The 13,700-nt window shown below is 38.1% G+C and carries 13 protein-coding genes; 5 read left to right on the forward strand and 8 right to left on the reverse strand.

The genetic code is table 11. The features are described from left to right. The first annotated feature begins 501 nt into the window (after window positions 1-501). Window positions 502-1,641 (forward strand): HD domain-containing phosphohydrolase, encoded by a 1,140-nt coding sequence (locus tag AC27JP_RS10455; protein WP_487114762.1) that lies wholly within the window; start codon window positions 502-504, stop codon window positions 1,639-1,641. A gap of 98 nt (window positions 1,642-1,739) precedes the next feature. Here AC27JP_RS10455 and AC27JP_RS10460 read toward each other — a convergent pair whose 3' ends face one another. Beyond that, window positions 1,740-2,489 carry a peroxiredoxin-like family protein gene (locus tag AC27JP_RS10460; RefSeq protein WP_487114764.1) on the reverse strand — a complete coding sequence of 250 codons (750 nt, stop codon included), beginning with the start codon at window positions 2,487-2,489 and terminating at the stop codon, window positions 1,740-1,742. Between the two features lie 146 nt (window positions 2,490-2,635). Here AC27JP_RS10460 and yegD point away from each other — a divergent pair, with 146 nt between their 5' ends. Continuing rightward, a complete protein-coding gene (gene yegD / locus AC27JP_RS10465) occupies window positions 2,636-3,994 on the forward strand; it encodes a molecular chaperone (RefSeq protein WP_487114766.1) in 1,359 nt (452 codons plus the stop codon). Between the two features lie 112 nt (window positions 3,995-4,106). Next, window positions 4,107-4,799, forward strand: a complete 693-nt coding sequence (locus AC27JP_RS10470) for an NAD(P)H-binding protein (RefSeq protein ID WP_487114768.1) — start codon at window positions 4,107-4,109, stop codon at window positions 4,797-4,799. On the opposite strand, the gene AC27JP_RS10475 is transcribed toward AC27JP_RS10470, so the two are convergent. Then, the gene (locus tag AC27JP_RS10475; protein ID WP_487114770.1) at window positions 4,768-5,259 is read right to left on the reverse strand and encodes a GNAT family N-acetyltransferase; all 492 of its coding nucleotides are present in this window, start codon (window positions 5,257-5,259) and stop codon (window positions 4,768-4,770) included. The genes AC27JP_RS10470 and AC27JP_RS10475 overlap by 32 nt on opposite strands. Window positions 5,260-5,276: 17 nt before the next feature. Then, window positions 5,277-6,170, reverse strand: a complete 894-nt coding sequence (locus AC27JP_RS10480) for a LysR family transcriptional regulator ArgP (protein WP_487114772.1) — start codon at window positions 6,168-6,170, stop codon at window positions 5,277-5,279. A gap of 154 nt (window positions 6,171-6,324) precedes the next feature. Between AC27JP_RS10480 and AC27JP_RS10485 the strand changes: the two genes are divergently transcribed. Continuing rightward, window positions 6,325-6,939 carry a LysE/ArgO family amino acid transporter gene (locus AC27JP_RS10485; RefSeq protein WP_487114774.1) on the forward strand — a complete coding sequence of 205 codons (615 nt, stop codon included), beginning with the start codon at window positions 6,325-6,327 and terminating at the stop codon, window positions 6,937-6,939. A gap of 374 nt (window positions 6,940-7,313) precedes the next feature. Here AC27JP_RS10485 and AC27JP_RS10490 read toward each other — a convergent pair whose 3' ends face one another. From AC27JP_RS10490 to AC27JP_RS10500, 3 genes are all read right to left on the reverse strand, one after another. Beyond that, window positions 7,314-9,146, reverse strand: a complete 1,833-nt coding sequence (locus AC27JP_RS10490) for a tetratricopeptide repeat-containing diguanylate cyclase (RefSeq protein WP_487114776.1) — start codon at window positions 9,144-9,146, stop codon at window positions 7,314-7,316. A 389-nt stretch (window positions 9,147-9,535) separates the two neighbouring features. After that, a complete protein-coding gene (locus AC27JP_RS10495) occupies window positions 9,536-10,090 on the reverse strand; it encodes a nucleotidyltransferase family protein (RefSeq protein WP_487114778.1) in 555 nt (184 codons plus the stop codon). Window positions 10,091-10,135: 45 nt separating this feature from the next. Beyond that, window positions 10,136-10,441: a putative signal transducing protein gene (locus AC27JP_RS10500; RefSeq protein ID WP_487114780.1), complete on the reverse strand. Its 306-nt coding sequence runs from the start codon at window positions 10,439-10,441 to the stop codon at window positions 10,136-10,138. Between the two features lie 246 nt (window positions 10,442-10,687). Here AC27JP_RS10500 and AC27JP_RS10505 point away from each other — a divergent pair, with 246 nt between their 5' ends. Next, window positions 10,688-12,061 carry a hypothetical protein gene (locus tag AC27JP_RS10505; RefSeq protein WP_487114782.1) on the forward strand — a complete coding sequence of 458 codons (1,374 nt, stop codon included), beginning with the start codon at window positions 10,688-10,690 and terminating at the stop codon, window positions 12,059-12,061. 48 nt (window positions 12,062-12,109) lie between these two features. On the opposite strand, the gene AC27JP_RS10510 is transcribed toward AC27JP_RS10505, so the two are convergent. Next, window positions 12,110-12,496 carry a VOC family protein gene (locus AC27JP_RS10510; RefSeq protein WP_487114784.1) on the reverse strand — a complete coding sequence of 129 codons (387 nt, stop codon included), beginning with the start codon at window positions 12,494-12,496 and terminating at the stop codon, window positions 12,110-12,112. 153 nt (window positions 12,497-12,649) lie between these two features. Then, window positions 12,650-13,549, reverse strand: coding sequence for an alpha/beta fold hydrolase (locus tag AC27JP_RS10515; protein WP_487114786.1), 900 nt, complete (start codon window positions 13,547-13,549; stop codon window positions 12,650-12,652). Window positions 13,550-13,700 lie beyond the last annotated feature (151 nt).

A 13,700-nucleotide genomic window follows, 5' to 3' on the forward strand; every position in this document is an offset into this window, starting at 1 on the left:
AATATAGTAAGGTAATTTCCCCTTGAAACTAAGAGGAAATTGCCTTGTTACTGACTTACTGTAAAATCAATAATTCATCATGCTTTACCAATAATTATTTCAATTAAATTTCAATAACTTAAACAAAAATCAAATCATTTAATCTTATTCTTTTGATGCTAACCTTTTTGATTTTCTATCGACTTACTTCATCAGTCCTATTCATACTGTTTTAAAAACATCAGCAGCTAACAGAAAAATCACAGCATAATAACCATCAATCAACAAACGTAACGCCATCGTACAATTTAAAGCAAGAAATAACACTATCGTACAATTTAACACAGAAAATCAGTGATCTAGATCATGTTTCATTTTGATCTTAGCTATACAGGCTATTAGACAATTATATAATAGTAACTGCCTAAAACAGGTAATGATTAAACCACTTTTATGATGTGTCGATACATGAAGCTATACTGAAGCCAATGAAAGCTGCGTCTCGACTATAGAGGAACCGTCTTGAATATTGAACGAGACTTTGCATTTTTAAGCAAACGCACAGCAATCGCGGATAAAGTTAAGTATATACGCCAGCAACTCAATCTGAAATACCAAGTCATCGACCGTATTTCTATCGTGCTTTACCATGAAGATCGAAACACATTACAAACATATGTACTCGATGAAAATAGAAACAGTCAATTTTCAAACTATGAAGTGAATTTTGACCAATGCCGCTCTTTATATGAAATAGCACAAGAAAAAAGTGCTCGCATTGTCAACGATATGTCAGTGTTTTCAAATAATAAACAATCACATTCCGACAAAATAGAAATGGCTGGCTACCTTTCAAGTTTTACTATGCCATTATTCTATGATGATAAGCTGTTAGGTTTTTTCTTTGTTAATTCTCATGCAAAAAATGCCTTGAGTACCGAATTAACTATGACCTTAAGTTATATTTCGGTGATGGTGTCATTGATTTTGCAGCAAGACTTAAGTGATATCAACATGCTTAAATCGACTATCGAATCGATGAAAGTCATTAGCCAATATCGTGATCCTGAAACCGGTGAACACTTAAAGCGTATGGCTTATTACTCGCTACTAATCGCCAGAAAAGTAGCAAAAAAATATCAGTTATCTGATGAGTTCATCGAGCATTTATTCTTATATGCGCCCCTGCACGATTTAGGCAAGCTTATGGTCCCAGATTCAATATTGCTAAAGCCTGGTAGACTGAGCGCAGATGAATTTGAACAAATGAAATTGCATACCGTCAAAGGTAGCGAATTAGTTGAGAAACTTGTCGATTTATACCAGCTAAATAATATGCCTTTTATCGATGTCTTAAAAAATATCATTTGCTCTCATCATGAACAAATTGATGGTGGTGGCTACCCTTTGGGCTTGAAGGGTAAAGATATTCCTATTGAAGCGAAAATTGTCGCCGTGGCTGATATTTTTGATGCCTTAACTAGCGTTCGTCCTTATAAAAAGGCTTGGAGTAATGACCAAGCATTTGATGAATTGTATAAAATGGCTCGCAACAAAATAGAATTCGAGTTTGTTCATGCCTTAGATCACAGCCGTGCTGACATTGAAGAAATTCAACAATTGTTTCAAGATCAAGAGCAAGATTGGCCGCAATGCGAGTAGCTATAATGGCGAAAATCACTTCGCCATTATTTTATTTACCGCACAAATCAAGCACTGATTTCACCTCAAACTGCAAATGTTCAGCTGGCTTATGCTTTTTATAATTTTGCCAAGGCTTTAAGAATATCTTCTGGTGCCATACGCGACTTGTAATCAACTTCTGCCTGCATAGTTCTGATCATGCCGTTAGTATCAATAATAAATGCGCCAGGGGTAGGTAAACCATTGCGCCCTGCACCATTAAACTCTTCAATGTCTAAACCATGTTCTTTATAAATTCTCATTAAATCACTAGGTAATTCAAAATAAAGCTTATAATCTTTCATCACTTTTGAGCTACTATCGCTTAACACTTCAAATGGAAAGCCATCTTTCTTAACTTGCTCCGCTGACTTATCTGGAGATTGTGGCGATACCGCTATCACTTGTGCGTCAAATTTTTCAAATTCAGGTAGTGCATTCTTTAAAGCATGTAAATGCAAGTTACAATACGGGCACCAAGCGCCACGATAGAAAATCAATACCACAGGACCTTTTTTAAGGGTTTTATATAGCTCAACTGTATGGCCAAATGCATTCTTCAATTTAAAGTTAGGCGCTTTATTACCGGCTTTTAGGCCAGGGTTTGGTAGTTCATTGGCCAACTTGTCACTTGCCGCTTTCATAATGGCTTTATCGGCTTCGGTCCAAGTAGTTCTCTTCTTCTGCATTTTTTCCATGCTTTTTTTGGTTTTATCAGCATAACTTTCAATAGTTTCAGCCGCATAACTTGTTACCGAAGCTGATGCTAAAGAAAGTAATAATGATAATGACAGCACCGATGGCAAGTTTTTCATTGAAAAGCGCATTAATTTTTCCTCTGGAATTAACTCAATTATTTTTATTAGGGTGAATATTCTACCGACAAGAGCAATATAAGTGCTGATGTGAAAAGCACTTGCTTAGCGTTAAATATCTCAGTATTCTACGCGACCTTTTTATTATGGACCTCAACATGATCGGATTTGACTATGGCACTTCTAACTGTGCCGTCGGCGTAATGCAAAACACCACACCTAAACTATTGACTTTAGGCGATCATGGTCGATATATCTCTTCCACACTATATGCACCAAGCCGCGAGATTATTGTTAACTGGTTGCATAGTCACTTGACCTTAGATGAGCAGAAAAACTTTCAACAACAACGGCAATGGCAACTACAAAAAGGAAATAGCACCTTAAGAGAGCTGACTTTAGACGGTTACCCAACTGAGCTATCCTTTGGTCAAAACGCCTTACAAGATTATTTAGCTGAGCCAGATGAAGGTTATTACATAAAATCACCTAAATCATTCCTCGGAGCCAGCGGCTTAATGCCGCAGCAAATAGCGCTTTTTGAAGACATAGTCGCCGCCATGATGATGAATGTAAAAACCCTCGCCGAACAGGCGCTTGGCCGTTCAATTAGCCAAACGGTCATTGGTCGTCCAATCAACTTTCAGGGGGTGCGTGGGGAAGAAAGTAATCAACAAGCAATAGCGGTGTTAACCAATGCCGCCAAACGTGTCGGTTTTAAAGACATAGAATTTCAATTTGAACCCGTTGCCGCAGGCTTTGAATATGAAGCCTCCCTCAGTCAAGAAACCAAAGTACTCGTGGTAGATATTGGCGGTGGCACAACCGATTGTTCAATGTTATTAATGGGGCCAAATCAAGCCATTCACCAAGATAGAGAACAAGATTTATTGAGCCATAGCGGTGAACGTGTTGGTGGCAATGATTTTGACATTGCCTTGGCATTACGCGGTTTCATGCCGAGTTTTGGCTTAGATTCACTACTGAAAACCGGTAAACCTATGCCGTCAAATAGCTACTGGCAAGCGGTAGCAATAAACAATATTAATGAACAAACAGAGTTTTATAGTGACAGCAATAAACGCTTTTTACAGCAGCTTATTCGTGATTCCGAGCAGCCAGAGCTTGTTGCTAGACTATTAACCATACAAGAACAAAAATTGAGTTACCGAGTGGTTAATGGCGCCGAGCAGTGCAAAATATCTTTAACCGATAAGGCAATGCATAATACTAGTTTAGACGACATCGCGGCTGATTTATCAATTTCAGTCAATCGCGAAGAATTTGCCAGCGCTTGTCAACGAGAGCTAGCAAGCATCACTCGGCTAATGAACGATGCGATTGCTCAAGCAGAGGTGCAGCCAGATGTTATTTTTGTTACCGGTGGTACCGCTAAATCACCTGTCATTAATCACTTTCTACAAGCACAGTTTAATCAGGTGCCTATTGTTATTGGCGATCACTTCGGCAGTGTCACATCAGGCTTGACACGTTGGGCCAATAAAATCTATCGTTAATAACAAGGTTATCAGGCAAAGTATCGAAGCACGCCGCTGGCTAACCATAAGTTTTTTTTATCAAAAACTTATGCCCTTGTTATTATTTCAACGAATTAAGGTAAGCAAAGCAATGACTGGGAATAGCATTAATAACAATAAAGGCAAAGTTGCCCTTCTCGTCGGCGCAAGCGGATTAATTGGTCAACATTTGTTGAATCGGTTACTGGCAACGGATGACTATGCTCAAGTCATAATATTAGTGCGGACACAGAACAAAATTCAGCATAAGAAACTTCAACAATACGTGGTTAATTTTCAACAACTCGAACAAGAGCTCGATAAGTTGACCGCCAATGAAAAACTATTCACTCCTGAGCATGTGTTTTGTGTACTAGGTACCACCATTAAAAAAGCGGGCTCTAAAAAAGCATTCAAGCAAGTGGATTATCACTACCCCGTCACCATAGCTCGGTATTTTCAACGCCAAAACACGCCTCTTTTCGCTATTGTTTCAGCCATGGCGGCCGATAAAAACTCCCGTGTTTTTTATAACCAAGTTAAAGGTCAAGTCGAAAGCGATTTAATGGCTCTCAACTTTGCATCTCTTGGCATATTCCGCCCATCGTTGTTAACGGGCAAACGTCAAGAAATTCGCTTTGCTGAGCGCTTGGGTGCAATATTGATGAAAATATTAGCACGACTTATTGCAAAGAAATACCGTGCGATACCAGCAGAGAAAGTAGCAAATGCTATGCTTGCCTTTGCCAAAAATCCCGGGCAAGGCCGATGTATTATTGAGTCAGATCAGCTGCAAAATCACTAAGAGTTTTCCCGGTCATGCGATAGCCAACCCATTCTTCCTGCGCTTGAGCACCTAAAGAGTGGTAGAACTCTCTTGACGGTGTGTTCCAATCCAAACAGCTCCACTCAAAGCGCGCACAATCTTTTGCTATTGCAATTTTCGCCATTGCTTTTAATAGTGTAACGCCTGCACCTTTACCTCTGTACTCAGGCATTACGTATAAGTCTTCTAGATACAGTCCTGATTTTGCTAGCCAAGTCGAATAATTAAAGAAATAAATTGCTGAGCCTATCGCTTGTCCATCAAGCTCACAAATTAGGGCAAAAACATGGCTATTTTCTGCAAATAGCGTCTCTCTAATGCTCATCTCGGTTGCCAAGACTTCATGCTCGGCTTTTTCATAAATTGCGAGGTCTTTAATAAACTTAAACAGAATTGTTGAATCTGCAGCGGTGGCTTTTCTTACCGTTAAATTATTCATATCTTTCTCCTGATGATCTATTGGTTTTTCAGCGCTTGTTGTGCGCGATAAATAATTGCTTTTGAAAACGCTTTAAACACTCCTTTAAGCAACACCCAATGATGCCAATATAAGGTTCTGGTTATCGTGTTTTCAGGCATTAAATCAATAAGTTTGCCTGAAGCAAGTTCAGTCTGAATTTGTAGTTTGGGGATCAAACAATATGCTAAACCTTGCTTAGCAAAACCGACAAAGGCTTCTGATGAGCGCACCGTATGACAAGGGTAAGAACCACCTTTTAAACCAAAAGTTTGCTCAATATATTTTATGTGCATATCGTCTTTTTGATCGTAGGCAACAGCGGGGGCTCTTGCCAACGAGCGTTCGTTAATGCCATTTGGAAAGTAGCTTTTTACAAAGCTTGGCGCTGCCACCAGTAAATAGTGCATATCGCCCAACTTTTCTAACGTACAGCCAGGTAACGCTTGAGCGTGCGTGCTAATAGCACCAAAAACCTCACCATCTTTTAAGTAGTTAATAGTTCTGTTTTCATCAGCGAGACGAAAATTTACCGCGACATTATATTGATGGCAAACATCACTAATAGCCGTGATCAACCAAGTTGCTAAGCTATCTGCATTGCTAGCAATGTTAGCGGTAATCGTTTCAGCTTGAGTATTTGCTGAAATATCGGGAAGAATATCTTGCTCTAACAGTTTTACTTGTTGGTAATGTGCAAGTAATTTTTTACCTATGCTCGTTGCCACTAAAGGTTGCGCTCGCACCAATACTGGCTGCCCTATGGTTTGCTCTAACATTTTTATTCGTTGAGAAACTGCAGATTGCGTGATCGCTAATACCGACGCTGCTTTGGCAAAGTTCTGTTCATCAACGACGACACTAAAAGCATGTAATAACTTATAGTCTAGCAAAGTGCTCTACCCCATAGCTTGAGAATGACAAAAACATATATTAGCAAAACTAATCAAAGATAAAAATCATTAATTATATTTATACCTATTTGTACGCTAAATTAGCCCTGAATTGTTCACCACCAGTCAGCAACACGATTTAATTGGAGTAAAAATGTTCTCACCGCTATTTCAAGGCTTATTCCTCGGCGCTAGTATGATTTTGCCACTAGGTGCACAAAATTCACATGTATTGAATCACAGTATTAAAAAAAACTATCACTTTCTAGCCGCTACTATTTGTATGTTTTGTGATGTTGCCCTTATTGCGTTAGGTGTATTTGGCGGAGCTAAACTCATTGCCACGTCACCAACCTTAGTTACTGTTATTTCCTGGGGCGGCATCACTTTTTTATTAGCCTATGCTGGCTTGTCATTTCGTCAAGCATGGCTAAATAGCTATGCACAAAAAGGGTTATCGGCAACTAAAAACAAAAAACGTCCTTTGCTAGTAATTGGCTCAACCTTAGCAGTAACCTTATTAAACCCGCATGTTTACTTAGATACTGTGGTGATTTTAGGGAGTGTTGGCGGCCAGTTTCAAGGTAACGAAAAAATAGCTTTTGCCCTTGGTACTATGTTGGCATCTATTATTTGGTTTTATAGTTTGGCAGGCGCGGCGGCGAAAATGTCACCTTGGCTTGGGCAGCCAAAGGTAAAGCGTGGAATTGATATGATGGTCGGGATAATTATGTGCGCTATTGCCTTATCATTATTTAGCAACTTGTAAGGCTTTTTAAGATAATCTTTTACGCCAATTGCCCTGATGCTGCTGCGTGCAGCTTTCTTCGCTATCTAGCTCAACTTGTTTTGCAATCTTTTGAGCTTAATGCCAATCGCTATTAGGGCGTTTTCGATTAACAACGGCAGCTGTCGGTTATGCTCTGACTTTAAGTAATTTGCTAATGCTTGGTTGCTGGTAAAAACACAAACAATTTTTAAGCTTTCTGGAAATTCCCATAATTAACTTTATGTGTTAACCACTCAAAACCATGAACGTCTTCTAGCGCGGTTTGGCAAACTTGGGTTAATGCTTTTTATGATCTGATTATCTATTTTTTATCTGACTTACGTTTTCGTTTTACGCTACTCTTCTATTGATTCTTATGTTTTACCATCAGATAGCTCACGAGAAAAAGCGTTCATTGATATATCGCGAAAACCATCACCTAAACAACTATTTTTACCCGTTTTTTTGGTTGCCAATAAAAATTCATCTGCGGCTTTTATTAAACCATCAAAATTAAACGGCTCAGATTTTTTGTGAATAGCATAGCCTGCAGAGATAGTTACCGTCAGTGTTGCGTCTTCGTATTCTATAAACATATCACTAATACTGCGAGTAATTCGTTTGGCCAAATCACGCATTTGCGCTTGGCTGACAGACTCACAAACTAAAACAAACTCGTCTCCTCCCCAACGAAGTAACAAGTCATGCTCTCTAATATGAGTTTTTATGGTGCTAACAATGGCTTTTAGTGCTTTGTCGCCTCCGGCATGCCCGAAGGTATCATTGATAAATTTAAAATCATCACAATCGATTATTAACGCGCCTAACGATAACTGCTCATCTACTTCCCGTTCAAATCGTGACTGCATTGCTGGCAAACAACCTTTTAAATAATTACGACAATAAGCCCCAGTTAGTTCATCTTTCATCGATAATATTAATTGGGCTTTTAACATCCGATGATGAACGACGAATACCACAATAAAAAAGAAAAAAATCAGCACTAAGGCAATAATAATAAAAATAAAAAGCTGTTGTTTGTTTTTATTTTCTTGTGACATAAGGGTATTGCTAAGTAATGTGTTATCTAATTCGGCACGCTTTTGCTGGCGTTTAATACTGGCAATACGTTTATCCATAGTAGTAATTAAACTAACGGTATTATTATCACTTGCTGTTTGTTGAAAGTCGGCATAGGCGCGCAAATACTTTAACGAATTTTTTTCATCGCCAAGCTGTTGATAAATCCGACTAAGTAAATAGTGTATTGCCGCGCCAGTGTTAGAATGCTGCATTTGATTGTTATATCCTAAACTTACCATGGCATAATCTAAGGCTAACCAGGGCTGATTCGTCACTAAATAAAACTCTGATAAGCTTTGACTAACAATTTGCAATAATCGTACATCATGGTTTGACGTCGCTTTTTCTTCAGCTAGCTTGAGCCATCGTTCTGCGGCTTCAAAATTCCCCAATTGTTGATTGATAACCCCTTTTAAGCGCGGCAAGTAGCCATCATCGACATTAAATTTAGACGGGATTCGCTCAGCTATTAAGCTCAAGCTTAAGCTTTCATTTGGGTCGGTATTGGTAAGTTTGATCCGAGTATTGATGAGATAAAGTGTCGCTAAAAATTCACCATCATGATTTTTGCTAGCACGAGAAAGCTTTAATGCCATTTCTAAAGGCTCAATCGCCAGTTCAAATAATTCTAATTCTATGTAGCTTAACGCTAACCGGTTTAATGCAACGATTTGGCCTCGCTGATTAGCGGTCTCATACGCGTGATCGGCCATCTTTTGCACATAAAAAATAGCCTCAGTGTAATTTCCTCGAATAAAAAATATCCAGCTAATATTCTCAAGCGAGTCGATGAGTAAATCGTCATTTTTAACTTCAGGTAAGGTAGAAATGGCTTGTTCTAGAAAATATTTCCCTTCTAGCCAATTGCCATCATTAGTTTTTAATTTCGCTATATAAGCATAAATAGGGGCTTTTAGCTGTTGGTAAATATCGCTTTTTGCCTTATTAATTAACTGATGGATAAAGTCAGTATTTTTTTCAGTATTTAAATGTTGTAGTTTTTTTAAATCATTGTAGTTGTCTATTGGCTTATTGGCGTAAACCGATAACGGCGCAAGAGCCATTAACAGCATTAAGCTCATAGATAAAAGTGAAAGGTATAGGTTCCTTTTAGATAACATCATTGTTCTATTTTCCATATTTTACAAACGATCCATCGTCTGGCTTACATTCTATCGCATTAAAATTAAAATGTACCTGTTTCAGAAAAAATAATGAAAAAATAATGCGAATAACCAAACTAGGGGCTGTTAACCTTTCGTGGTTAAATTTTGTTCGAGATAAAAGCGTTTTAATTGCGGCGAGTCGTATGTAGCCTAGTCATTCTATGCAAATACGACTCAACAAAGAGTGAAACGCTTTTGGCCGAATTCTTCGGACAACATTTGTTGACCATTTTTACAGCGTTATCACCTTTTTATGTGGAATAATCACATGACAAAGTCTCTGCCTTGTATAAATAGCCAACAAAATGCTGCAAAAGTAAGCTCGAAAGATCAACAGCCCCTAACATTCACTGTGCTTTTGTACGATAATTTACTATCGACAGTTTCGGCCATTGTATTAACCAATTTTTACACTTAACGCGTTGTTCAAATAATAAATAACTACGTTTTGGGTTCGGCGTAAGTTCAAGCTTAAATAATGAGCCAAAGCCAAACGCGGCAATACAGTCAAATGTATCCATTGCTGTTAAACGAATCGCTATTGCCGTTTCTTTCTCTGGCCAGAACCCCATTGCATCAAGACTACTTGTATATGGCTTATCACCATTGCGTTGATGCATATATGCTTGGTTTCTCACCTGCCAATTAAGCGCTGGCATCTTTTCTTGTAAATAGTGTTCAGCTTGCAGGTAATAATTTCGGTCGCTTTCGTTGTTATCAAAATATATAACATCAACATCATTTAATTTTGTCGCTTTGGGATAATGATGCAAATGGTCCCAAACTAGATTTCGTAAAAATCCAGCCGCGATGTAACATTGTGGCAGATGTAACTGCCTGACAGACTCAAGGGCTTGTAACCTGAGTTTATCCTTTTTTATCAAATCGGTAATTAACTGCATATTATTTTAGTTGGATAGTCATCCGGGGTATTCAATTCTCAATAATTACTCTGCGTCATTATTGCATTGCCAACAAATTTCGAACGAAGCATCATTTTTCTCTAAGCAATGATTACAAATCCAATCATGCATACTAGAAGGTTTATTGGACTCGGCAATAACCGCTTTTGCCTTTTCAAAAGCAATATCATCAACAACCCAAACTTCAGGCCAGCAATCAAAAGCGGCTATTTCGCCGACGGCCCCTTGTGCAAATTCATTTTTTAGAAAAGTCTCAATGCCTGCAGATTCAATAATATTTTTAGCATTATTGACTAAAAAGTGATTTTCACTGGTGTAAACCATTTTCATATTGATATTCCTTTTGTACAACTAAACAACTCTAACAATATTAATAACAAGTTCACTTAACTAATGCGCTTGATTTCTTAACTAAAGGATTACCAAAGAGCCTTGATTAATCATTTAGTTAGACCGGATTATCTGAGATTAAATTCATCTAAGAATTAACAATAACATCTCTAATAATAGCGTATAATGAAAACTATAGGTGCTAGGGTCTGCTTTTTTTAAACCAACAAGGAGTAAAATTTATAAGTGAATAATACTAAACTCATTCAAGACGAAAACCTTTCCATAAAAGTCAGTTACCAGTTATTACCGAGTGACTATCAAAGACTTGATTTATATTTCTCTTTACCTGTTGAAATGGGCATTAGCCCCAGAACCCTTTCTGAAGAGCAATACTTTCACAGTAGTATTAAAAGTCATAGTGCCTATTATTCCGACCAATTACATTTACCTTTAGTACGTAGTCGTTTTATCAGTCAAACCAAAGGTGAACAAAGTGACTATCGTTTAAACTTAAATTTATTTTCATACCAAATTCGCATCGCACTAGACACTGACATAAAGCAAACCATCAAACTAAAAGACAGTGAAGCGTTTTATCCGCAGGCAATCGTTGTTGCAGAGCAAATTATCAGCTTACTGAAAAAATTAAGACGCTATACGCCACCAGATAAAAAACTCAGTCCCTTTTTTGAAAATGCCGACAACTACCTAAGTTGGCATGTTGAGCAGTCGTTTTTAAAAATATTATCACGTGGCCCGAAAAGTAGTGACTTTACTGCCGAGCGAAACTTCCTATTTGCATTATGCAGAAGTGAAAATGATTACCGTGAAACTAATCAATATAATTCACAAATTACCTTGGCTGATCCGAACCGCATTACCAATAAAATGCGTTTATTGCAGCGGTTGGTAGAGTATGGCGTGGTATTTCAAAAAGAAGTTAAAAACCTAAATACTAATTTAAAGCGACTGGTTCGTGGCACAGTTACTGCCATCATTATGGCCTTTGTGATGATGCTAGTGCTAAATGCTCGGGCAAATTTCACCGAAGTCACCATAGCCCTCGTTGGTATGCTAGGGATCATTTATGGCTTAAGGGAAATATTTAAAGACGATATTACCCGAATTATTTGGCGGCGCATTCAACATGGCTTGCCAAAATGGAAAAACATTTATACTAATAGCGTTAATAAAAGTCGCATTGCCAGCCAAACAATTTGGCTGGAATATATTCGTAATAAAGACTTACCAAAAGAAGTTGATAAGTTATTTCAAACACGACGCCAGCAGAATAAGCAAGCGGCGCAATTACTCCATTTTCGCAGCGACACTAAGGTCAATGTGAAAAGTTTTTTACCCGGCTATGACGAAATACAACAGCGCATTTATTTCAACCTAACCCCGTTCATACGCTACTTAAAAAAAGGTGAAGGCCGACTATATTCACTAGACGGGAATAAAATCACGAAACAAGCGGTAGAAAGGCGCTATCAAATTAACTTAGTTTTAATGCAAACCGACAAACAGCAGCAGCAAAAAGTACAGCGCTATAAGGTGACCTTAAATCGCTCCACTATTATTAATATTGAAACCATGGGTGATAACGAAGATTTATAGTTATATTTTATACTAAGAAAGCTCTACTCGTAGTGAGCTAAAGCTAATTTAGCCAACTACAGCAGCGCCTGGCGGATAATAGGTAATTTCAAAACGTATACCGTCAGGATCTTTCATAAATAACGCTTTCACACCACCAAAGGTTTGTATTTCGGGAACATTAAAACCAGCAGCTTCCATTTGCTGCTGCACGTTCTCAATAAACTCAATTGAAGGAGCAGAAAAACCAATATGATTCATACCAGCACCATAACGTTCATAATCTGAAGTCCCGGGTTTAGCTTCATTAAATTGAAAAAAGAAACCTTCATTATCAGTCCAAATATGGGCTTTTAATTTAGTAAAGCCGATTAGTGAAAATAACTTATCATAATAGCTCATGCTGTTTTCAAGCGACGCTACCAAAATCGTAACGTGGTCTATTTTAAGTGCCAAAGTCTAATCCCTATGATGTATTGATATAAATTATTTATGGGGAAGTCTTTGCAAAAATTCAAGCGAAAACATTGCAATAATGATGACTAATTAAGCCTATCAGTATATTACCTTAGGCCATTCGAAAATATGTATTGGAAAACAATATAGTTATCACTCGGCCTTTTTATCATGTTGTTGTAACCAATTGACCAAGACAGGAAAATGATCATCAACCGCCTGAGCGTGGGTAAGAATATTGATATGGTCATAATCAAGGTGGTTACCAGCTTGTTTTGACAGGACTGAAAATTTTGCCGTTTTATTGCCACATTCATCAATAAATAATTGTACGTCTTGTTGATGTCCTAGCGCGTGGTCTTTAATGCCGGTGAAATGCCAGGTTGGTGGCCAAGTTATTTCTTGTGCGGCACGATAATAATCAAAATCATCATAACTATCTCGCCACATTCCTGGCGTTACCCAAGCTAAGCTTTCTGCTAGCGATTGTTTCGTTTCATTGTCAGAGCCAATACCTAATCTTTTTGCATCTAGATAGCCACTTTTTCTCACCAGTAAAGGTGCGACATAACGCCACAATACTTTAAGTTTTACAAATGCTTCAAATGTTTTTGCGGTAACAACCCTTTTCGTACCAAAACAAGTCTTACTGCGCACTTTATCAAGCCAATGAGGATAACGCACCAGAAAGCTCGACACTAGCACCCCACCCCATGAATGGGCAATCAGATGCATTTTTTGCGCATTTAAACTCTGTATTTTTTCCAAAAACAGAGGGATATCACGAGTAATAGTTTCATATTGTCCAAAAGATGAATGAGCATTAATGCTAGGTTTACTTTTACCCCGGCCCCGTAAGTCAGCAACGTAGACATCAAAGCCCTGTTTGGCAAGAAAACACGCTAAACCTTTACCTTTCTCGGTATAAAAAATAAAGCCATTTTCAATTGAGCCATGCAACATAAAAATGGGTACGCCACCTTGCTGAGCCCAAATATGACGCAGATGAAGTCGATGTTCTCCATCATTAATAAAAATTGACTCTTGTTGCATACATCCTCATCCCTAACCCATTGATTAACCGCCTAGACCAAGTGATTTATAAAACCCTTCAAATGGTCAGACCAGAAAACAGATTACTGAGTTTACCGACAAAGAACAAGTAGCAAAATATAAACACAGTTCAAGCAATGTAGATAAAATG

The sequence above is a fragment of the Colwellia sp. SU-HH01172 genome (genome assembly GCF_057553355.1).

Coding starts and splice junctions, on each gene's coding strand:
- yegD (WP_487114766.1), top strand. CDS start 2,636: ATGATCGGATTTGACTATGGCACTTCTAACTGTGCCGTCGGCGTAATG.
- AC27JP_RS10475 (WP_487114770.1), bottom strand. CDS start 5,259: ATGAATAATTTAACGGTAAGAAAAGCCACCGCTGCAGATTCAACAATT.
- AC27JP_RS10485 (WP_487114774.1), top strand. CDS start 6,325: ATGTTCTCACCGCTATTTCAAGGCTTATTCCTCGGCGCTAGTATGATT.
- AC27JP_RS10515 (WP_487114786.1), bottom strand. CDS start 13,549: ATGCAACAAGAGTCAATTTTTATTAATGATGGAGAACATCGACTTCAT.
- AC27JP_RS10495 (WP_487114778.1), bottom strand. CDS start 10,090: ATGCAGTTAATTACCGATTTGATAAAAAAGGATAAACTCAGGTTACAA.
- AC27JP_RS10500 (WP_487114780.1), bottom strand. CDS start 10,441: ATGAAAATGGTTTACACCAGTGAAAATCACTTTTTAGTCAATAATGCT.
- AC27JP_RS10460 (WP_487114764.1), bottom strand. CDS start 2,489: ATGCGCTTTTCAATGAAAAACTTGCCATCGGTGCTGTCATTATCATTA.
- AC27JP_RS10470 (WP_487114768.1), top strand. CDS start 4,107: ATGACTGGGAATAGCATTAATAACAATAAAGGCAAAGTTGCCCTTCTC.
- AC27JP_RS10490 (WP_487114776.1), bottom strand. CDS start 9,146: ATGATGTTATCTAAAAGGAACCTATACCTTTCACTTTTATCTATGAGC.